This is a genomic window from Janthinobacterium sp. YR213 (assembly GCF_900099875.1).
Lineage (GTDB): Bacteria > Pseudomonadota > Gammaproteobacteria > Burkholderiales > Burkholderiaceae_D > Janthinobacterium > Janthinobacterium lividum.
Genome location: NZ_FNDA01000004.1, coordinates 566,859 through 587,465, shown reverse-complemented (window position 1 = coordinate 587,465; position 20,607 = coordinate 566,859). Strand labels below are relative to the sequence as shown.

The 20,607-nt window shown below is 62.2% G+C and carries 17 protein-coding genes; 13 read left to right on the top strand and 4 right to left on the bottom strand.

Features of this window, described 5'->3' with window-relative positions:
* Window positions 1–12 precede the first annotated feature (12 nt).
* Complete coding sequence (locus BLT98_RS20355) at window positions 13–789, bottom strand: SDR family oxidoreductase (protein WP_034752351.1); 777 nt, start codon at window positions 787–789, stop codon at window positions 13–15.
* A gap of 264 nt (window positions 790–1,053) precedes the next feature.
* Between BLT98_RS20355 and BLT98_RS20350 the strand changes: the two genes are divergently transcribed.
* The 13 genes from BLT98_RS20350 (at window position 1,054) to BLT98_RS20290 (ending at window position 16,523) form a co-directional block, all read left to right on the top strand.
* The gene (locus BLT98_RS20350) at window positions 1,054–2,730 is read left to right on the top strand and encodes an electron transfer flavoprotein-ubiquinone oxidoreductase (protein ID WP_170846444.1); all 1,677 of its coding nucleotides are present in this window, start codon (window positions 1,054–1,056) and stop codon (window positions 2,728–2,730) included.
* Window positions 2,731–2,916: 186 nt separating this feature from the next.
* The gene (locus BLT98_RS20345; protein ID WP_092610879.1) at window positions 2,917–3,645 is read left to right on the top strand and encodes an LbetaH domain-containing protein; all 729 of its coding nucleotides are present in this window, start codon (window positions 2,917–2,919) and stop codon (window positions 3,643–3,645) included.
* A 196-nt stretch (window positions 3,646–3,841) separates the two neighbouring features.
* On the top strand, window positions 3,842–7,030 hold the full coding sequence (locus BLT98_RS20340; protein WP_170846443.1) for a tetratricopeptide repeat protein: 3,189 nt from the start codon (window positions 3,842–3,844) through the stop codon (window positions 7,028–7,030).
* A complete protein-coding gene (gene vioA / locus BLT98_RS20335) occupies window positions 7,027–8,175 on the top strand; it encodes a dTDP-4-amino-4,6-dideoxy-D-glucose aminotransferase VioA (protein ID WP_092610873.1) in 1,149 nt (382 codons plus the stop codon). The genes BLT98_RS20340 and vioA overlap by 4 nt, the downstream gene beginning before the upstream one ends.
* Window positions 8,172–8,882 (top strand): WbqC family protein, encoded by a 711-nt coding sequence (locus BLT98_RS20330; RefSeq protein WP_092610870.1) that lies wholly within the window; start codon window positions 8,172–8,174, stop codon window positions 8,880–8,882. The genes vioA and BLT98_RS20330 overlap by 4 nt, the downstream gene beginning before the upstream one ends.
* Window positions 8,883–8,988: 106 nt before the next feature.
* Window positions 8,989–9,978, top strand: coding sequence for a glycoside hydrolase family protein (locus BLT98_RS20325; RefSeq protein ID WP_092610866.1), 990 nt, complete (start codon window positions 8,989–8,991; stop codon window positions 9,976–9,978).
* Complete coding sequence (locus tag BLT98_RS20320) at window positions 9,975–10,946, top strand: glycoside hydrolase family protein (RefSeq protein ID WP_092610863.1); 972 nt, start codon at window positions 9,975–9,977, stop codon at window positions 10,944–10,946. Before BLT98_RS20325 ends, BLT98_RS20320 begins: the two co-directional genes overlap by 4 nt.
* A complete protein-coding gene (locus tag BLT98_RS20315; protein ID WP_092610860.1) occupies window positions 10,943–11,398 on the top strand; it encodes a GNAT family N-acetyltransferase in 456 nt (151 codons plus the stop codon). Before BLT98_RS20320 ends, BLT98_RS20315 begins: the two co-directional genes overlap by 4 nt.
* A 10-nt stretch (window positions 11,399–11,408) precedes the next feature.
* Window positions 11,409–12,173 carry a class I SAM-dependent methyltransferase gene (locus tag BLT98_RS20310; RefSeq protein ID WP_034784226.1) on the top strand — a complete coding sequence of 255 codons (765 nt, stop codon included), beginning with the start codon at window positions 11,409–11,411 and terminating at the stop codon, window positions 12,171–12,173.
* A gap of 138 nt (window positions 12,174–12,311) precedes the next feature.
* Complete coding sequence (locus tag BLT98_RS20305) at window positions 12,312–13,187, top strand: flagellin N-terminal helical domain-containing protein (RefSeq protein ID WP_070253616.1); 876 nt, start codon at window positions 12,312–12,314, stop codon at window positions 13,185–13,187.
* A gap of 242 nt (window positions 13,188–13,429) precedes the next feature.
* Window positions 13,430–14,302, top strand: a complete 873-nt coding sequence (locus BLT98_RS20300) for a flagellin N-terminal helical domain-containing protein (RefSeq protein WP_070253617.1) — start codon at window positions 13,430–13,432, stop codon at window positions 14,300–14,302.
* Between the two features lie 181 nt (window positions 14,303–14,483).
* On the top strand, window positions 14,484–15,359 hold the full coding sequence (locus BLT98_RS20295; RefSeq protein WP_034787895.1) for a flagellin N-terminal helical domain-containing protein: 876 nt from the start codon (window positions 14,484–14,486) through the stop codon (window positions 15,357–15,359).
* 57 nt (window positions 15,360–15,416) lie between these two features.
* Complete coding sequence (locus BLT98_RS20290; RefSeq protein ID WP_211615019.1) at window positions 15,417–16,523, top strand: hypothetical protein; 1,107 nt, start codon at window positions 15,417–15,419, stop codon at window positions 16,521–16,523.
* Between the two features lie 67 nt (window positions 16,524–16,590).
* Here the strand turns inward: BLT98_RS20290 and BLT98_RS20285 are convergent, their stop codons facing one another.
* The 3 genes from BLT98_RS20285 to BLT98_RS20275 are packed head-to-tail and all read right to left on the bottom strand — an operon-like array spanning window position 16,591 to window position 20,604.
* Window positions 16,591–18,678, bottom strand: a complete 2,088-nt coding sequence (locus BLT98_RS20285; protein WP_070253620.1) for a flagellar biosynthesis protein FlhA — start codon at window positions 18,676–18,678, stop codon at window positions 16,591–16,593.
* Window positions 18,675–19,814, bottom strand: a complete 1,140-nt coding sequence (locus BLT98_RS20280; protein ID WP_034787883.1) for a flagellar type III secretion system protein FlhB — start codon at window positions 19,812–19,814, stop codon at window positions 18,675–18,677. Before BLT98_RS20280 ends, BLT98_RS20285 begins: the two co-directional genes overlap by 4 nt.
* Window positions 19,804–20,604 (bottom strand): flagellar biosynthetic protein FliR, encoded by an 801-nt coding sequence (locus BLT98_RS20275; protein ID WP_070253621.1) that lies wholly within the window; start codon window positions 20,602–20,604, stop codon window positions 19,804–19,806. The genes BLT98_RS20280 and BLT98_RS20275 overlap by 11 nt, the downstream gene beginning before the upstream one ends.
* Window positions 20,605–20,607 lie beyond the last annotated feature (3 nt).

Genomic DNA, 20,607 nt, shown 5'->3' with positions numbered 1-20,607 from the left:
CAAGCCGGTGCCTTAGAAGGTACTCATTCCACCGTCTGCGGAAATAATGGCGCCATTGATGAAATGCGAATCCTCGCCCGCCAGCAACAGCAGCAGGCCGTCGAGGTCTTCCGGCTTGCCCGGACGTTTATTCGGCAGCATTTCGATCAGCTTCTTGCCCTGCTCGGTGGCAAAGTAATCTTCGTTGATTTCCGTGGAAATATAGCCGGGGCAGATGGCGTTCGTGTTGATGCCGTACTTGCCCCACTCCACGGCCATGGCGCGCGTCATGTGCACCATGCCCGCCTTGCTCATGCAGTACACGCCGATCTGCGGCAGCACCTGCAAGCCTGCCATCGAGGCGATATTGATGATGCGGTGCTGTTTCTTCGGGTCGCCCTTGGCGCGCGCGATCATGCGCTTGGCCGTTTGCTGGGCCACGAAGAACGATCCGCGCAGGTTGGTGTCCATCACGAACGAGTAATCTTCGGGCGTGACGTCGACCAGGCGTTGCGTGGTGGAGACACCGGAATTGTTGACGAGGATATCGATGGGGCCCGCTTCCGTTTCCGCATGCGCGATGGCCGACTTGATGCTGGCGAAATCGGTCACGTCGAGCGACACCACGTGCGCGGCACCGCCATCCGCTTCGATCTCGGCGCGCAATTCCTTCAGGCGTTCGGTGCGGCGCGACGCCAGCACGACCTGTGCGCCAGCCTGGGCCAGCACTTTCGCAAAGCGCGCGCCGAGGCCGCTCGATGCGCCGGTAATCAGGGCAATCTTGCCCTCGAAATTGACTTCTATGCCCACGAGCTACTCCTGTTTTATTTTAGACAACACTTTACGCCGTGCCACTGGCATAGGGGCAAAATACCCCGCATCGCACTTGAGCAAAGGTAAACGCCATCATTACACAAAATGGCCGGATTTAGATTGCGGCGAGGGGCAATGTCACGCAAAATGGCGCCAAAGTTGCAATCCTCGCCAAAAACAAGCACACTCGTGCTTAAATTTCCCCGATGATGCTTTATTCCCTATCCTTGCTACCTAATTGAGTGACTATAAATCGAGACCATGACACAGCCTAATAACTTAGTTGAACAGTACGGACCGCGCGAAACCATGGAATATGACGTGGTGATCGTCGGCGGTGGCCCCGCAGGCTTGGCCGCGGCGATCCGCCTGAAGCAGCTGGCCGCTGAAAAGAGCCAGGAAGTGTCCGTCTGCGTGCTGGAAAAAGGCGGCGAACTGGGCGCGCATATCCTGTCGGGCGCCATCATGGACCCGAAAGCGCTGACGGAACTGATTCCGAACTGGAAAGAACTGGGCGCGCCCCTGAACACGGAAGTGACGGAAGACCGCATCCTGTTCCTGACCGAAACCAAAGCGTATAAAACGCCAGGCTTCGCCGTGCCGGCCTGCTTTGAAAACCACGGCAACTACATCGTCTCGCTGGGCAATGTGGTGCGCTGGATGGGCCAGCAGGCGGAAAACCTGGGCGTGGAAATCTTCCCCGGCTTCCCTGCCGCGGAAATCCTCTACAACGACGACGGCTCCGTGAAAGGCGTGGCGACCGGCAACATGGGCGTCAAGCGCGATGGCGAACCGGGCCCCGACTTCCAGCTGGGCATGGAATTGCACGCCAAGTACACCCTGTTCGCCGAAGGCGCGCGCGGCCACCTGGGCAAGCAATTGATGGCCAAGTATGACTTGAACGCCGGCAAGGACCCGCAGTCCTACGGCATCGGCATCAAGGAATTGTGGGAAATCGACCCGGCCCAGCACAAACCGGGCCTGGTGATCCACTCGAGCGGCTGGCCGCTGGACACGAAAACCTACGGCGGCTCCTTCCTGTACCACCTGGAAAACAACCAGGTGATGGTCGGCTACGTGGTGGGCTTGAACTACGAAAACCCGTACCTGTCTCCGTACGAGGAATTCCAGCGCTACAAGACGCATCCGGAAATCCGCAAGTTCTTCGAAGGCGGCAAGCGCATTTCGTACGGCGCGCGGGCGATTGCGGCCGGCGGCCTGCAATCGCTGCCGAAACTGGTGTTTGCCGGCGGCGCGCTGATCGGCTGCGATGCGGGCTTCCTGAACATGAGCCGCATCAAGGGCAGCCACGCGGCCATCAAGAGCGGCATGCTGGCGGCGGACGCGGCCTTCGGCGCGCTGGGCGAACAGCGCCAGCACGACGAACTGACGAGCTACCCTGCCGCCTTTGAACAATCGTGGCTGCATGAAGAGCTGCACGTGGCGCGCAACGTCAAGCCATGGCTGTCGAAAGGCCTGTACCTGGGCAGCCTGATGACGGGCATCGACCAGCTGATCTTCCGCGGCAAGGCGCCATGGACCCTGCACCACTCGCATGGCGACCACGAATGCCTGAAACCGGCCGCCCAGTCGAAAAAGATCGTGTATCCGAAACCCGATGGCAAGCTGACCTTCGACAAGATGTCGTCCGTGTTCATCTCGAACACGAACCACGCGGAAGACCAGCCGATCCACCTGACGTTGAAGAACGCCAGCGTGCCCGTCGACGTCAACCTGGCCACGTATGCGGGTCCGGAAGCCCGTTACTGTCCCGCCGGCGTGTACGAGTTCGTGAAGAACGACGACGGCGCCGAACGCCTGCAGATCAATGCGCAGAACTGCGTGCACTGTAAAACCTGCGACATCAAGGATCCGACGCAGAACATCGTGTGGGTGACACCGGAAGGCGGCGGCGGGCCGAACTATCCGAACATGTAAGTTTCCCGCACGCCCCGGCTTCTTCGCCGGGGCGTTTTTCATACGGCCGCGATAAATTTCCTATTGGAAATTTTCCCATCGCTTCCCGCGCCAGTTACAATTCCCGCCACGGCAGCGGCCGACCTGGCCGGACAGCCGCACGTCGCATCACCCTCCCGCAACTTCACCGTCACAAAGAGCAATGTAGTGCAAATCACAACAGAAGCCAATTACACAGGTACCCTGCAAGATCATCCCCTCTCCGCCCACTTCACCGTGCTCGGCTATGCCGATGGCGCCAGCAGCACCTTGCCGCCGCAGTTTTTCCGCGACTGGCTCGACCAGGAGTCGGGCTTTGGTCATTTCTTCATCGGCCGCTGCTCCGGTTTCGGCGTCGGTTCGCAAGTGAAGTACGACAGCGGCAAGCAAAGCCTGTGCGTGGGGCGCTTTGTCGCTGGCGGCGCGCGCCTGCGCTTCGTGCTGAATGGCCAGCATGAAATGCGCACGATATCGACCTATATGCTCGGCGTGCTGGGCGGCGGCCTGAAATCGGCCGAGCCACCGCAGTACGACGACACCGTTATCAAGAACGATGTCTGGATCGGCGATGAAGTCATGGTGTTGGGCGGCAGCGTGATTGAAAACGGCTGCGTCATCGGCGCGCGGGCGCTGTTGCCGCCCAATTTCCGCTCCGAGCCCTACGGGATATATGCGGGCTCGCCGGCGCGCCTGCTGCGCTACCGCTTTTCCGAAAAGGTGCGCGCCGGGCTGGTGGAACTGGCCTGGTGGGAAATGCCGCTGGCCTGGATACGCGCCAACAATGCCATGTTCATGGAAGACCTTTCCACGGATGAGGCAAAAGCGCTGCTGGTCATCGACATCCTGAAGACCAGCCGCAAGCAATGGGAACTGGAGCACGGCGCCATCGCCGTGTGAAGCCGCCGCCGGGGCGGCACTGCCATTCGCACAATATTTTCCGGTGCGCTGTGGCTTTGCGGGCACGCCGCTGCCAGCGGCGCATCGCCACGCAATAAAATTCCCATGGGAAAGTTTCTATTCCCCTCCCCAACAGTTACAATTCCAGCTGACCTTACTTTTCCCACTTGCCATGACCGATAGCGCCACCACTGAGATGCCTCTCGACACCGACCTGCAAGCAGCGCTTGCAGCGCACCAGGGGGGGCTGCTGGAGCAGGCAGAAGAGCTGTACCTGGCTATTTTGCAGGCCCAGCCTTATCACGCCATCGCCAATCACAACATGGGCTTGCTGGCGGGACAGGTTGGCCAATTCAAGGCCGGCCTGCCATACCTGCACAAGGCGCTGTCGGTGAATCCGGACGAAGGCCAGTTCTGGCTCTCGTACGCGGACGGTTTGCTGAAAGCGGGCGAGCGTGAGCAGGCGCTGGAAATCGTCAACGAAGCGATCACCCGGGGGCTCGACAACGAACAGTCGCAAACGCTGCGCAAGCGCGTGGAAACGGCGATTGCCGCCGCGCCGGACGCACAGGAAATCCAGGCCGTCATCGACCTGTACCAGGCCGGCCGCCATGCCGAGCTGGAAGCGGCCAGCCGCGACCTGACGCAGCGCTACCCGCTCTCCGACTTTGCCTGGAGCGTGCTGGGCACCGCGCTGCAACAGCAGGGCAAGGATGCGCTGCAGGCATGGCAACGCACCGTGGAGCTGGCGCCGCACGACGCCGAAGCGCACGGCAACCTGGGCACCGCCTGCCAGGCACGCGGCATGCACGAGGAGGCCGTCGCCAGTTATACGCGCGCGCTGCAGCTGAATCCGGACTTTGTCGAAGCTTATGGCAACCTGGCCGTGACCTTGCAGTCGCTGGGCCAGCTGGAGCAGGCCGAGCAGGCTTACCGGCAGGCGCTGGCGCTGCGCCCCGATTATGCCAAGGCCCACTTCAATCTTGGCAATACGTTAAAGGCCATGCAGCGCAATGACGACGCCATCGCCAGCTACAAGGCGGCGCTGGCTCTGCTGCCCGGCGACGCGGAAGTCTACCTCAATCTCGGCAACGCCCAGCAAGACCTGAAACAATGGCAAGCCGCCATTTTCAGTTACCGCGCCGTGCTGCAGCTGGCGCCGCATAACACCGCCGTGCATGCCAACCTGGCCAGCGCGCTGCATGAAGCGGACGACTTCCAGGGCGCAGCGGCCAGCTACCGGCGCGCCATCGAGGCGACGCCGAACGAAGCCATGCTGTACAACAACCTGGCCCGCGCGCTGCAATCGCAGGGCCACGTCGCCGATGCCATCGCCGCCTATGAACAGGCACTGGCCATCGATGGCAACTTCGTGCAGGCGCTGAGCAGCCTGGGATTGCTGCAATGCCAGGAAAAAAATTATGCGTCGGCCATCGCCTTGTGCCAGCGCGCGCAGCTTCTGCAACCCGGCGATGCCCAGGCCTGCGGCCAGTTGGCCATCGTCTACGGCGCCGCCGAAGAGCAGGACAATGCGCTGCTGTACTTCCAGCGCGCGATCGACCTGGCGCCCGGCAGCGCCCTCGCCTACAACCAGCTGGGCGATTATTACAACACCATCCGCCGCTATGCCTTGGCCGTCGAAGCCTATCACGGCGCGACCGAGCGCGAACCGGACAACGACGAGGTACACAACAATCTCGGCGTGGCGCTGCAGGCACTGCAGCGCTACGACGAAGCCCATGCCGCCTATCTGCGCGCGCTGGAACTCAACCCGAAGAACGTCTCGGCCATGTGCAACCTGGGCTCCGTGTTCCAGGCGCAAAAAAACTATGGGCAGGCGCAGACACACTACCAGGCGGCGGTTGCGCTCGACCCCACGTACGAGCGCGCCCACTTCGCGCTCGGCAACTGCCACGCGCTGACCAATGCGCCAACTGCGGCGCTGGAATGCTACCGCGCAGCGCTGGCCCTGAATCCCGACTTCCGCGACGCCTATGTCAACATCAGCGCCACCCTGAGCAATCTCGGCCGCATCGATGAAGCCATCGAAACCTGCCGCGCCGGCCTGAAAGTGTGCCCGCTGTGGGAGACCCTGTTCAGCAACTACCTGTTCCTGCTGTCGCACAGCGCCAAGCTCGATGCGGCCACCCTGTTTGCCGAGCATCTGCGCTTTAGCGATACGTTCGAGACGCATGTGGCAAAAAGTGTCAAGGAGCACGGCAATGCGCGCGACCCGCTGCGCACCCTGAAAGTGGGCCTGGTCTCGGGCGACCTGCACAACCATCCCGTGCCACATTTCATCATCCCGGTGCTGGAGAATATCCGCGCCGAAGCGGGACTGTCGCTGCATGCCTACCATAACAATGCGCAGGATGACCACGTCACGCAGCGCTTGCGCGAAGTCATCCCCCACTGGCGCCAGGTCGAGCAGATGACCGACCTCGAACTGGCGCAGCAGATCCGCGACGACGGCATCGACATCCTGATCGACCTGTCGGGCCACACGGGCAAGAACCGCCTGCTGGTCTTTGCCAGCAAGCCGGCCCCCATCCAGGCCAGCTGGATCGGCTATCCGCTGACGACGGGCCTGCGCGCCATGGATTATTACCTGACCGATCCCTATTTCGCGCCGGACGGCATACTCGACAGTCAATTCACGGAAAAGCTGGTCCTGCTGCCGGCCTGCTCGCCGTTCCTGCCATCGGAATATGCACCCGGCATCCACCCTGCTCCCGCGCTGGCGAATGGCTACCTCACCTTCGGCAGCTTCAACCGCCTCAGCAAGATCAACCGCCAGGTCATCGCGCGCTGGTCCATGCTGCTGCGCGCCATTCCGGATGCCCGCATGCTGATCGCGGCCATGCCCACTTCCACGCCGTATCCGCTGCTGATGGACTGGTTCGAGGAAGAAGGCATCGCGCCGGAACGCCTGACCTTCGAGGGCCGCACGGGCATGACGCAGTTCATGGCAATGCACCATCGCGTCGATATCTGCCTCGACACTTTCCCGTACGGCGGCGGCACGACGACCTTCCACGCGCTGTGGATGGGCGTGCCCACCCTGACGACGGCTGGCGCCACCATGCCCAGCCGCGCCGGCACGTCGATCCTGCTGCAGGTGGGACTGGAAGAATTCATCGCCAAGGATGACGACGACTATGTGCGCAAGGCACAGGCCATGGCGGCCAACCCGATGCTGCTGGGCGCCTACCGCTACAGCATGCGCCACCGCCTGGAACAATCGGCCATGGGCAACCCCAAGCTGATTACGGAAGGCCTGGAAAACAGCCTGCGCATCATGTGGCAGCGCTGGTGCGAAGGCTTGCCGCCCGTCTCGTTCGAGGCCCCCGTGGCCGTCCCCAACCCGCCGATTGGACTCGCATGAGCACGCAAAACAAGAAACCCGTGTATGTCACGCAGCCGCTGCTGCCTGACTTGCAGGACTTCCTGCCCTATCTGGAAACCATCTGGGAAAACAAGATCCTGACGAATGGCGGCCCGTTCCACCAGCAACTCGAACAGGCATTGTGCGACTACCTGGGCGTGAAATACATCAGCCTGTTCGCCAATGGCACCCTGGCGCTGATGACGGCGCTGCAGGCGCTGCGCATCAACGGTGAAGTCATCACCACGCCGTATTCGTTTGTCGCCACCGCGCACTCGCTGCTGTGGAACAGCATCAAGCCCGTGTTCGTCGATATCGATCCGGACAGCCTGAACCTCGACCCGGCCAAGATCGAGGCCGCCATCACGCCGCAAACCACGGCCATCATGCCGGTGCACTGCTACGGCCGGCCATGCGACGTCGCCGCCATCGAAAAGATCGCCGACAACTACAACCTCAAGGTGATCTATGACGCGGCACACGCGTTCGGCGTGCGCCACCAGGGAAGTAGTGTGCTCAACCATGGCGACCTGTCCGTCCTCAGTTTTCACGCCACGAAGGTCTTCAACACCTTCGAAGGCGGCGCCATCATCTCGCCGGACGCCAAGACCAAGCAGCGCATCGACCACCTGAAAAATTTCGGCTTCGTCGACGAAGTCACGGTGGTGGCGCCTGGCATCAACGGCAAGATGAGCGAAATCAACGCCGCCTTCGGCCTGCTGCAGCTGAAAAATATCGATGCGGCACTGGCCCAGCGCAAGGAAATCGATGCGCGCTACCGGCGCAACCTGGCGCCCGTGCATGGCATCGACTGCCTGCAGCCGGCGTTGGACGCCACCACCAATCACGCGTACTTCCCCATCCTCGTGCGGCCGGAATTTCCGCTGAGCCGCGACGCGCTGTTTGCCATACTGCGCGAAAACAATATCTATGCGCGGCGCTATTTCTACCCGCTCATCAGTGACTTCCCCATGTACCGCGGCATGCCATCGGCGGCGCCCGCCAACCTGCCCGTGGCCCGCAGAGCGGCGGAACAGGTGATTTGCCTGCCCCTGTACCCGACCCTGGAAACGGCGCAGATCGACGCCATCAGCGACCTCATCGCCATGCACGGGGCGCCAGCGGCGCTGCTGAAAACAGCATGAGAGTGGCCATCATGCAGCCGTATTTCCTGCCGTACATTGGCTATTACCAGCTGATCGCGGCGGCCGACCTGTTCATCGTCTACGACAACATCAAGTACACGAAGAAAGGCTGGATCAACCGCAACCGCATGCTGCTCAACGGACAAGACGCGACCTTCAGCGTGCCGCTGAAAAACGGCTCGGACCAGCTGCACATCGGCGAGCGCGAGGTCTCGGCCCAGTTTGACGGGGAAAAGCTGCTGAACCAGCTGAAGGCGGCGTATGCGCGCGCGCCGCACTTCCAGGACATCTTTCCGCTGCTCGAAGCGGTGGTGCGCCACCCTGCCGCCAACCTGTTCGACTTCCTGCTGCACAGCCTGCAAGCGACCTGCCGCCAGCTGGGCATCGACACGCCCCTGGTGCGCTCGTCCGGCATTGCCATCGATCATGCGCTCAAGAGCCAGGACAAGGTGCTGGCCCTGTGCCAGGCGGTGGGTGCGCAGCGCTACATCAATGCATCCGGCGGCCAGGAGCTGTACCAGGCGGAGACTTTCCAGGCCCGCGGCATCGTCCTGGAATTCATCCAGCCGCGCCCGGCGAGCTATGCGCAGTTCGGCGGCGAATTCGTGCCGTGGCTGTCGATCGTCGATGCCATGATGTTCAATGCCCCGCAAACATTGCAACTTGCCATCCAGAATCAGTATGATGTCATTCATCCGCCTGCCTGACAGCGGCAGCGCGAAAGCATCAGCCCATGACGACCTCTAACCATGCCCGTGCAGGCATCCACGCCACGCCAGCCGTGGACGCGCCCGGCGCAAGCAAGGAATAACAATGATTCAATCCTCCCCACGCGAAGCGCCCTTCCGCTGGAAAAAACTCGGCAAGGTATTCACGCCCCAGGCCGTCGAAGGACGGCCCTGGCTGAAAGAATTTGCCCAGGCGCCCGCCACGCTCGTGTTCGACGACTACGTGCGCGTGTACTTCTCGTGCCGCCCTGGTCCCGACGCGCAGGGCCAGTACGTCAGCTATTCAGCCTTTGTCGATCTCGAGCGCAGCGACCTGTTCAAGATACGCCGGGTCAGCGAGCAGCCGATTCTCGCCCTGGGCGGCCTGGGCGAGTTTGATGAATTCGGCACCTATCCTGTCTCCGTGATCCGCGACGGCGGCCAGGTGCGCGCCTATTACGCGGGCTGGACGCGCTGCGAATCCGTGCCCTTCAACGTGGCCATCGGCGGCGCCGTCAGCGACGACGACGGCGTCACCTTCAGCAAGCTGGGCAAAGGTCCCGTGCTGCCCTACACGCCCGACGAGCCATTCGTCCTCAGCGGACCGAAGATCCGCCGTTTCGGCGACCTCTGGTACCTCTGGTATATCGCGGGCAGCAACTGGAAGATGGTCGATGGCCGCGCCGAGCCTGTCTACAAGATCCGCATGGCCACCTCCGACGATGGGCTGCACTGGAACAAGATCAACCGCGACCTGATCGACAGCCGCGTCGAGGCCGACGAGGCGCAGGCCAGCCCCGACGTGTTTTATGCGAATGGCAAGTACCACATGTTCTTTTGCTATCGCTACAGCGGCAATTACCGCGGCAAGGAATTTGGCTACCGCATCGGCTACGCTTCCAGCAGCAACCTGCTCGACTGGGTGCGCGACGACAGCAAGGCGGGCATCGACGTGGCAGAGGAAGGCTGGGATGCTGAAATGATCAGCTATCCGCATGTCTTCGAGCTCGACGGCAGCATCTACATGGCTTACCTGGGCGACCAGGTGGGCCGCCACGGTTTCGGCCTGGCCGTATTGGAAGGAAACCTCGCATGAGCAAGACCCTGCAGTGGAAAAAGCTGGGCCATATCTTCGATCCCGCCGAACACGTCCTGCCAAATGGCTGCCAGCACTTCGCCCAGTCGCCGCAGGCGCTGGTCTTCGACGACTTCGTGCGCATCTATTTCTCGACCCGCGCGGTGGACCCCGTGAACGGCAAGTACCTGAGCCATATCGCCTTCGTCGACATGCAAAAGGACTTGCGCACCGTCATTGGGGTGGCGCAGCAGCCCGTCATCGCCCTGGGCGCCCTGGGCTGCTTCGATGAACACGGCATTTTTCCCATGAGCGTCATGCGCCATGGCGACGCCGTGTATGGCTACACCTGCGGCTGGAACCGGCGCGTTTCCGTGTCCGTGGATACCGCCATCGGACTGGCCATCAGCCATGACGATGGCCTCACGTTCGAACGCATCGGCCCCGGCCCCGTGCTGGGCCCGTCCCTGCACGAACCCTGCCTGGTCGGCGATGGCTTCGTCAAGCGCATCGGCGACGTGTTCCACATGTGGTACATCTTCGGCACGGGCTGGCGCCGCTACAGCGCCGACAGCGCGCCCGACCGCACCTACAAGATCGGCCATGCCGTCTCCAGCGACGGCATCAACTGGACCAAGGAAGAGGCACGCCAGATCATCAGCGACCGGCTCGGCGCCGACGAAAGCCAGGCCCTGCCCACAGTGGTGACGATCGACGGGCGCCACCACATGTTCTTCTGCTATCGCCAATCGTCGGATTTCCGCGTCAACAGCGGGCGCGGCTACCGCATCGGCCATGCCTGGTCCGACGACCTGGTCAACTGGACGCGCGACGACGAGCAACCGGCGCTGCACGGCACTGATGGCGCATGGGATAGCGACATGCAATGCTATCCGCACGTGTTCGAATGCGACGGCGCAGTCTACCTGCTCTACAACGGCAACCAGTTCGGCCGCCACGGCTTCGGCCTGGCCGTGCTGGAACAATGATGCCAGTGCTCGACTACCGGCACGGGCAGGCCGGTGAAGACGCGCTGCTGGCGCACTTCCTGGCCTGCGATGCCGGTTTTTTGGCCGCCTTGCGCGCACGCACGGAGTTGGGCGCCTACGTCAGCAAGCTGCATGCGCGGGCACTGCGCTACGAGGCGTGGTCGGGTCCGCGCCTGGCGGGCTTGCTGGCCGCCTACCACCACGACGCGTCGGCAACCGTCCACATCAGCAATGTCAGCGTACTCGGCGACTTTTGGCGCCTGGGCATCGCGGGCCGCCTGCTGGGCCTGTGCCTGGAACAGGCGCGCCGCGATGGCATGCGGCACGCCTCCCTGGAAGTGGCCGGCGACAACCATGCCGCACTTGCCCTGTATGGCGCAGCGGGGTTCCTGCCGGCCGGCCCGGCGGAAGGCACGATGCTGCGCATGCAGCTACAACTAATTCACCCATAGCGAGACCGCCATGACCAATACACGTGATTACAATCAAGAAATGATCGACAGCCAGGCCAGGAAATATGCCTACGGCTTCGATTTCGATGTCATGCATCCCTATATGCTGACGTCGTTCCAGCCTTTTTTCCGCCCAGGCAGCCTGCTTGAACTGGGCAGCTTCAAGGGCGACCTGACGCGGCGCCTGGCCAGCCACTTCGACGACATCACCTGCGTCGAGGCGTCCGAAGTGGCCGCCGCGGAGGCACGCGCGAAACTGGGCACGGCGGCGCAGATCATCGTCTCGCGCTTCGAACAGGCCGTCCTGCCGCGCAAATATGACAATATCGTGCTCACGCACGTGCTGGAACATATCGATGATCCCGTTGCGGTGCTCAAGCGCATCAATGACGAATGGCTGGCCGACGGCGGCAGTTTTTTCCTCGTCTGCCCCAACGCGAACGCGCCATCGCGCCAGATCGCCGTCAAAATGGGCTTGATCAGCCACAATACGGCCGTCACACCGGCCGAGGCCGAACATGGCCACCGCTGCACCTACACGCTCGATACCCTGGAACGCGATGCGCGCGCCGCTGGCCTGAACGTGGTGCACCGCTCCGGCATCTTCTTCAAGGCCCTGGCCAATTTCCAATGGGATCGCTTGCTGCAGACAGACATCATTTCTCCCGCCTACCTGGATGGCTGTTATCAATTAGGCCAGCAATATCCGGATTTATGCTCGAGTATTTTCCTGCTCTGCACGCGCGGCCCCACGGCACCGGCACCAGCGGTTTGAGCAGTCAGTCGATATGCGGGGAAAAAATAAAAATATTTCCTCATTGCATTTAATAAGTGCCGCGGCCCGGTCGTCTTGTACTGATAGGAGCAGCTAAAAGTCGCTCCTCACCGCAACCACCCAATTAGGAATGACACCATGCTGAGCCTTCACACCAACGCTGCCTCCCTGTCGGCACAAAATTCGATCACGAACACCCAATCCAAACTGTCGACTTCGATGACGCGCCTGAGCACCGGCTTCCGCATCAACTCGGCAATGGACGATGCTGCCGGCCTGCAAATCGCAACCCGCCTGAAAGCACAAACCAGCGGCATGACCGTTGCAATGAACAACACGCAAAACAGCACCTCGCTGCTGCAAACGGCTGAAGGCGCGTTCGCCGAAGTGACCAACATGCTGGTACGCATGAAAGACTTGGCAACCCAGGCAGCCGATGCCTCGTCGACCGCCAACGACAAGACTGCCATGCAAGCTGAATACAATGCATTGGGCCAGGAACTGTACAACGTCATGACCAACACCACGTTCGGCGGCACCAAGCTGCTGGGCGACGGTTCGGCTGCTACGGCTGGCACGCTGTCGGCATCGATGACGTTCCAGATCGGCGCCAGCTCGACCGAAAAAATGAGCTTCGACGTTTCCGGCAACCTGACCTCGCTGAACGCAGCGCTGACGGGCCTGAGCACCAACTTCGCCGCTGCCGCATCGACCGGCGCCACGGAACTGACCGCCACCGCCAACGCCACCATCGGCAAGCTGGCCGCCGCCATCGACAGCGTCAGCACCGTGCGTTCGGCACTGGGCGCGACGGCCAACCGTCTGGACCACGTCAACACCAACTTGTCGAACATCGCCACCAACACCAAAGCCGCTACCGGCCGCATCATGGACACCGACTTCGCTACCGAAAGCTCGAACATGACGTCGTCGCAAATGCTGCTGCAAGCTGGCACCGCGATGCTGAAACAAAGCAACAGCATGTCCTCGATGGTCATGTCCCTGCTGCAATAATAGTGACTTGGCCGCTCGCGGCCAGTCTCTCGAAGCCAGACTCCTGTCTGGCTTTTTTTTCGTGCGCAGCTGGCGCAAGCATGCCGCAACACGGGCGAAACAGGCCGGCGGAGCAAGAAATGGCATTTATTTCAAAAAATTTCCTTAAAGCATTTAATTAAGGTGGCGGCACGGTCGTCTTGTACTGATAGGAGCAGCTAAAAGTCGCTCCTCACCGCAACCACCCAATTAGGAATGACACCATGCTGAGCCTTCACACCAACGCTGCCTCCCTGTCGGCACAAAATTCGATCACGAATACCCAATCCAAACTGTCGACTTCGATGACGCGCCTGAGCACCGGCTTCCGCATCAACTCGGCAATGGACGATGCTGCCGGCCTGCAGATCGCAACCCGCCTGAAAGCGCAAACCAGCGGCATGACCGTTGCAATGAACAACACGCAAAACAGCACCTCGCTGCTGCAAACGGCTGAAGGCGCGTTCGCCGAAGTGACCAACATGCTGGTGCGCATGAAGGATCTGGCAACCCAGGCAGCCGATGCCTCGTCGACCGCCAACGACAAGACCGCCATGCAAGCTGAATACAATGCATTGGGCCAGGAACTGTACAACGTCATGACCAATACCACGTTCGGCGGCACCAAGCTGCTGGGCAACGGCGCAGCCGGCAATGGCACGCTGTCGGCTTCGATGACGTTCCAGATCGGCGCCAGCTCGACCGAAAAAATGAGCTTTGACGTCTCCGCCAATCTGAGCGCGCTGAATACCGCCCTGAGCGGCTTGAGCACGAACTTCTCGTCGGCAGGCACGACGACTTCCACGGAACTGACCGCTTCCGCCAATGCCACCATCGGCCTGCTGGCTACCGCCATCGACAGCGTCAGCACCGTGCGTTCGGCACTGGGCGCGACGGCCAACCGTCTGGACCACGTCAACACCAACTTGTCGAACATCGCCACCAACACCAAAGCCGCTACCGGCCGCATCATGGACACCGACTTCGCTACCGAAAGCTCGAACATGACGTCGTCGCAAATGCTGCTGCAAGCTGGCACCGCGATGCTGAAACAAAGCAACAGCATGTCCTCGATGGTCATGTCCCTGCTGCAATAATAGTGACTTGGCCGCTCGCGGCCAGTCTCTCGAAGCCAGACTCCGGTCTGGCTTTTTTTTCGCCTGCCGTGTCTGGCATTTCCCGCATCTTGAACTAAATTGCCATCACGTTTAACGATGTTGCCGGCATAGTCGCCTATACAAGGTAGAACACCGAACAATCGCCTACTGGAGCCGCCGCGTGCTGAGCATTCATACCAATACTGCCGCACTGTCAGCCCAGCGGGCCATGGGCTGGGCCCAGCAAATGCTGTCGACGTCGATGACGCGCCTCTCCACCGGTTTTCGCATCAACTCGGCCATGGACGATGCGGCAGGCTTGCAGATCGCCACCAGGCTGAGCGCCCAGACCAGCGGCATGGCCGTGGCCATGCGCAACACGCAAAACAGTACTTCCCTGCTGCAGACGGCCGAAGGCGCGTTTGGCGAAGTCACCAGCATGCTGGTGCGCATGAAGGACCTGGCCACCCAGGCGGCGGACGCCTCGTCGAACCAGAAGGACCGCGAGGCCATGCAAGGCGAATACGATGCGCTGGGCGCCGAGCTGTACAACGTGATGACAAACACCCGCTACGGCGGCACTTTATTGCTGGGCAACGGCAGCGCCGGCAAGGGCACCCTGTCGCAAGCCATGACGTTCCAGATCGGCGCCACCGGCAGCGAGACCATGCAGTTCAACGTGGCGGGCGACATGGCCGGCCTGGATGCGGCCCTGCAGGCGATCTCCGTCAATTTCGCGCCAGGCGCCACAGCCGGCAGCGAATTTGCCAGCAACAGCAGCGCCAACGGCATGATCGACATGCTGGCGGCGGCCGTCGACAAGGTCGGCAGCGTGCGCTCGGCGCTGGGCGCCACCGCGAACCGGCTCGGACACGTCTACAACAACCTGTCGAACATGATCACCAATACCAGGGCCGCCATCGGCCGCATCATGGATGTCGACTACGCGGCCGAAAGCGCCAACATGACCTCGGCGCAAATGCTGCTGCAAGCGAGCACGGCCATGCTCAAGCAAAGCCAGAGCATGAGCAAGCTGATTCTTTCTTTACTACAATAGTGACTGGCAGGGCGCGATGGCGGATCGGATGAATATGTATCAGCAGGAAGCAATGGCATGGCGATAGACCGCATCTCATCGGGCAACCCGGTGCCCCTGATTACCCAGCGCTTCGACGTCAGCCCCGCGACGCCGATGGTGCCGGGCGTGGTCCAGCCGCTGGTGCCCATCGGCCCCTACATGGCGCCAGCGCCCGACGCCGGCACCCTGCCCGCCCAGCTGCAACAGAAGGGACAGGACAGCCTGGCGTCCCTCATCAAGCCGAATGCCGATGGCACGGGCGGCGCCATGCCGCGCGACAGCAGCGCCATGCAGGTCAATCAGCTCTTCTTCACGCGCCAGCTGGTCTGGCAGCCGCCCGACGCGGCGCAGCTGGCCGCCTCGTGGCGCGTGATGGTCAAGACGTATGGCGAGCAATATGCGGCCCTGCAGGAGCAGGCGCGCGGCCAGCACGTGCCGGGCAACCTGTTCATGGCCGAGCAGCAACCGGCCCTGCTGCGCGAAGGCGCCCGCCCGCCCTTGAGCGTCGACAGCGAAGCATGGCGCTTCGCCGTGTATGGCTGGGGCGGCCAGCGCCTGCTGCTGCGCGTGCTGGCCAGCGACGAAGACGAAGATGCAACGCCCAGACGGCGCGGCAAGGTGGCGCTGCGCGTCGAACTGATCATCATCGGCATCGGCCGGGTCGTGATCCAGATGGAGCCGGCCGGCGACGGCGTGCTGCTGGAACTGGCCGCCGACGAGGAAGCCGCATTGCGCCATTTGCGCCTGGCCCTGTCCGAGATCGCCGACGCCGTGCGGCGCGCGGGCCTGCGCGTGGTGCGCTGCCGCCTGAACCGCCAACTGCATGCGCAGCGCGTGCACGGCAACTACCCGATGCAGGCGGGTGCCGCCTCGCTGTCGCTGGCACTGTTCCGCGCCATGGCCGAAGTGGCGCTGCTGCTGACGCAGCCGGAAGCGGAAGCGGCCGCCGATCCCGATGCGCCCGCTGCCAGCGAAGCCGCGGCGGCGGCCGAAGAGGAAACCATCGCCGTCTCGAAGGAAGTGGCGGCGCCGCTCGGTTACGACTATGGCGACGACGAAGAGACGGCGCAAGGCGGCACCGTACTGCTGCTGGCCGACGGCCAGGAGCACGACCTGCTGCCACCCATCGACGAACAGGATTGACGCAACAGAATTGATACAGCAAAAAAAACGGCGCCCGAAGCGCCGTTTTTCTTTTCATTTCACCGTCCTACCCCACCGTGCCGATGATGCTCACTTCGCGGTTTTCCGGGATTTCGTTGTATGACAGCACATGCAGGCCAGGCGCGAACAGGCGCGCATAGCGGGCCAGCAGGGGACGGATCTGCGGCAGCACCAGCAGCAGCGGCGGTGTGGCCTGCTGCTTCATCTGTTCGCGCGCCACCGGCATGTTCACTTGCAGCTGCGACAGCAGATGCGGGTCGATCGGATAGTTATCCAGGGTCACCTTGCCCGACTGGCGCGCCTGGTTCAGGGAGCCCAGCAGCATGTTTTCCAGCTCGCCGCCCAGGTTAAACGCCTGCATTTCCATCTTCTGGCCAAACAGCCCGCTGACGATCTGGCGCCGCAGCGCGCAGCGCACTTCGGCCGCCAGCAGGATCGGGTCCTTGGTCGTTTCCGAGCTGTCGAGCAAGGTGGTGGCGATGGGCACGATATCCTTCAGCGACACATTTTCCGCCAGCAAGACGCGGAACACGCGCAGCAGCTGCGTGTGCGTCAGCGCCTTGTCCAGCGCGCCAGCCAGTTTCGGCGACAAGGCCGTCAGGCGCTCCATCATGTTCGAGACGTCTTCGTGGCGGAACAGTTCAGGCAGGTATTCGCGCACCATCTTCGACAAGTGCGTGGCGATCACGCTGGGCGCCTCGATGACCTGGTAGCCGAGGCCCAGCGCATGCGCCTTCTCACCCGGTTCGATCCACGTGACGGGCATGCCGTAGGCCGGCTCGATGCCGGGAATGCCGTCCAGCTGGCCATACACATTCGGCGACGGGATCGCCATCAGGCGGTCGGCCTGCACTTCCGCCTGCGCCACCACGGTGCCTGACAGCACGATGGCGTATTGCGACGGCTTCAGGGCCAGGTCGTCGCGCACGCCGATATTCGGCAGCAGCAAGCCCATCGCCTCGGACAGGCTCTGGCGCACGCCCTTGACGCGCTTGTTCAGCGGTTCGCCTTGCGTTTTATCCACCATGCCAACCAGCTTGTAGCCGAGCATCACCATCAAGGGCTGCACGGCAGGCAGTTGCTGCCACTCCAGTTCGGCCGGACGCTCGTCGCGCAAGGCTGCCTCGATGGCGGCCATGCCGGCCGCGTCGGGTCCTTTCACGCGCTTGGTCAGGCGCCAGGCAACAAAAGCCAGCACGCCGGCAAAGGTCATGAACATGAACCATGGCATGCCCGGAATCAGGGCCAGCGCCACCATCATGCCGGCCGCGCTGTAGATCACCGTTGGCGACGTCAGCACCTGGCCCGCCACTTGCTGTTCGAAGTCGCCCGAATCGCTGATGCGGGTCACCAGGATGGCGGCCGCGGCCGACAGCAGCAGCGCCGGAATCTGCGCCACCAGGCCATCACCGATGGTCAAGAGTGCGTATTGACGGAAGGCATCGCCAAACGACAGGTCGTGCATCAGCGAGCCGATCGCCACGCCGCCCACCATGTTGATGATCAGGATCAGGATACTGGCGACGGCATCGCCGCGCACGAACTTCGACGCGCCGTCCATGGCGCCATAGAAATCCGCTTCGGCGGCCACGTCCTTGCGGCGGATCTGGGCTTTTTCCTGGTTGATCAAGCCGGCGTTCAGGTCGGCGTCGATGGCCATCTGCTTGCCCGGCAAGGCATCGAGGGTAAAGCGCGCGGACACTTCGGAGATACGCTCGGCACCCTTGGTGACGACGGCGAAGTTGATGATCATCAAGATCACGAAGACCACGATACCGACGACGAAGTTACCGCCGATCACGACGTTACCAAATGCCTCGATCACCTTACCGGCCGCATCCGCGCCCGTATGGCCGTGCAGCAGCACCACACGCGTCGACGCCACATTCAAGGTCAGCCGGAGCATGGTGGTGGCCAGGATCACCGTCGGGAAGACGGAGAAATCGAGCGGCCGCTTGGCCGACACGCTGACGAGGATGACGATCAGTGCCAGCACGATATTGAAAGTGAACAAGATATCGAGCAGCACCGGCGGCAGCGGCAAGATGATCATTGCCAGGATCACCAGCAGGAACAGCGGCGTGGCGAACTTGTGGCGGCGCATTTCAGCAACCACTCGGTTCAGGAAATTCATGGCGGTACGACCTCGCTCAGATGAGATGGCACGGCCATCTCGGTGGGTAATACGGGCTGGGCAGCACGCTGCCCGGACCGGAATGCTTTCAATTGCAGGATGTAGTTCAGCACCTGCGACACGGCCTGGTACAGCTGCACGGGAATCTGCTGCTGCACCTGGCTGGTGTTGTAGATGGCGCGCGCCAGCGGCGGCAACTCCAGCGTTTCAATATGGTGCTCCTTCGCCACTTGCCGGATATACAGCGCCATCTCGTCGACGCCCTTGGCCACGACGAACGGCGCCTCGGCGCGGTCCTGGTCATACTTCAGCGCGACGGCGTAATGCTCGGGATTGACGATCACCACGTCGGCGTCGGGCACGGTCTTGCGCACGCTGCGCCGGCCGATCTGCTGCTGCAGCTGGCGGATGCGCTGGCGCACTTCGGGGCGGCCTTCGCTGCTTTTATGCTCTTCCTTGACATCCTGCTTGCTCATGCGCTGGTTGCGGGCAAAGAAAAACGCCTGCGCCGGCACGTCGATGATGGCGAACAGGACGAAGACGGAAATGAGCGCCATCAGGCCATCGAGCATCAGCGCGGAACCATCGAGCATGGCTTGCTGCAAGGGCCGGTGCTGCAAGTCCACGTACTGCGTCAGGCTGGAGCGGCTCACATGCACCAGCACCATGCCCAGCACGACGGCCTTGGCGATGGACAAGCCGAATTCGAAAGCATGCTTGGGCGCAAACAGACGGCCCAGGTTCTTGGCGGGGCTCAGGCGCTCCATCTTCGGCATCCAGTTCTTCGTGCTGATGACCCAGCCGCCAGGAATCAAGGAGCCAAGCACAACAAACAGGGGCACGCAAAACAGCGGCACGATCATCTTGATCAGCAAGCCCACCGAGGTCGTAAACGCCATCGACATGGCATTTTCCAGCGCGCCCTTGCTGTCGAGCGGCATGAAGGCCATGGCGAACAACTCGCGAAAGCTCAGCAGATAGCCCGGCAGCAGATAAATGAAGACCTTCATGCTGATCAGGATGCCGAGCGCCGTCGACAGGTCGCGCGAACGCACCACCTGCCCTTCCTGGCGCGATTTCTTCAGCTTCTGCGCTGACGCCTTTTCTGTCTTGTCGCCCGTGCTGCTATCCGCCATGGGCCACCCGCATCTGTTCCTGGATCATGTCGAGCACGCGGTTGGTCATGGCGATGTAGTGCTCAGGAATAAAGCGCACGATCTGTATCAGCATCAGCAGGCCGAACATGGTGATCATGGAAAACCCCAGCGAAAACAGGTTCAGCGACGGCGCCACCCGGTTCAGGAAGCCAAAGCCCAGTTGCACCACCATGGTGGAAAAGACGATGGGCAAGGCCAGCAGCATGGCGGCGGCGAAGATCCACGCCACGTTATACGCCACCGTCTGCAGCAGCAGCGGCCCGTAGCCCTGCCCCACGGGCCAGGCCGTGAAACTGGCGCCGATCACGCCCGTCAGCACCAGGTGGCCGTCGATGGCGAAAAACACGATCATGCACATGATGGTGAGCAAACCCGTGATCACGTCCGACGAAGTGCCGTTAAGCGGATCGTTCATCACGGCCATGGAAAAGCCCACCTGGCTAGACACCAGGTAGCCGAGCACCGACATGACGGACATGGCGAAGTGGAAGGCCAGGCCGAGGACGAAGCCGATGATGGCCTGCTCCAGGGTGGCGACGAGGGCGTGCAGGGAAAACGGATCGATCTTCAGCAAGTCCTGCGACACGCCCGACGCCTGCATCACGGGCAGCATCAGGATCGCCAGCACCAGCGACAGCAGCACCCGCACGGGGACGGGCACCATGGCGTCGCCGATCACGGGCGAGGCGCTGAGCATGGCCAGGATGCGGCAGAACGGCCACCACACGGCCAGCAGAAACGGCAGCACCTGATTGAAAATCTGATCCATGGC

Bases quoted from the DNA above. Each gene is read 5' to 3' on its own strand.
- BLT98_RS20350 (WP_170846444.1), top strand. From the start codon at position 1,054: ATGACACAGCCTAATAACTTAGTTGAACAGTACGGACCGCGCGAAACC.
- BLT98_RS20340 (WP_170846443.1), top strand. From the start codon at position 3,842: ATGCCTCTCGACACCGACCTGCAAGCAGCGCTTGCAGCGCACCAGGGG.
- vioA (WP_092610873.1), top strand. From the start codon at position 7,027: ATGAGCACGCAAAACAAGAAACCCGTGTATGTCACGCAGCCGCTGCTG.
- BLT98_RS20330 (WP_092610870.1), top strand. From the start codon at position 8,172: ATGAGAGTGGCCATCATGCAGCCGTATTTCCTGCCGTACATTGGCTAT.
- BLT98_RS20325 (WP_092610866.1), top strand. From the start codon at position 8,989: ATGATTCAATCCTCCCCACGCGAAGCGCCCTTCCGCTGGAAAAAACTC.
- BLT98_RS20320 (WP_092610863.1), top strand. From the start codon at position 9,975: ATGAGCAAGACCCTGCAGTGGAAAAAGCTGGGCCATATCTTCGATCCC.
- BLT98_RS20315 (WP_092610860.1), top strand. From the start codon at position 10,943: ATGATGCCAGTGCTCGACTACCGGCACGGGCAGGCCGGTGAAGACGCG.
- BLT98_RS20310 (WP_034784226.1), top strand. From the start codon at position 11,409: ATGACCAATACACGTGATTACAATCAAGAAATGATCGACAGCCAGGCC.
- BLT98_RS20305 (WP_070253616.1), top strand. From the start codon at position 12,312: ATGCTGAGCCTTCACACCAACGCTGCCTCCCTGTCGGCACAAAATTCG.
- BLT98_RS20300 (WP_070253617.1), top strand. From the start codon at position 13,430: ATGCTGAGCCTTCACACCAACGCTGCCTCCCTGTCGGCACAAAATTCG.
- BLT98_RS20290 (WP_211615019.1), top strand. From the start codon at position 15,417: ATGGCGATAGACCGCATCTCATCGGGCAACCCGGTGCCCCTGATTACC.
- BLT98_RS20285 (WP_070253620.1), bottom strand. From the start codon at position 18,678: ATGAATTTCCTGAACCGAGTGGTTGCTGAAATGCGCCGCCACAAGTTC.
- BLT98_RS20280 (WP_034787883.1), bottom strand. From the start codon at position 19,814: ATGGCGGATAGCAGCACGGGCGACAAGACAGAAAAGGCGTCAGCGCAG.
- BLT98_RS20275 (WP_070253621.1), bottom strand. From the start codon at position 20,604: ATGGATCAGATTTTCAATCAGGTGCTGCCGTTTCTGCTGGCCGTGTGG.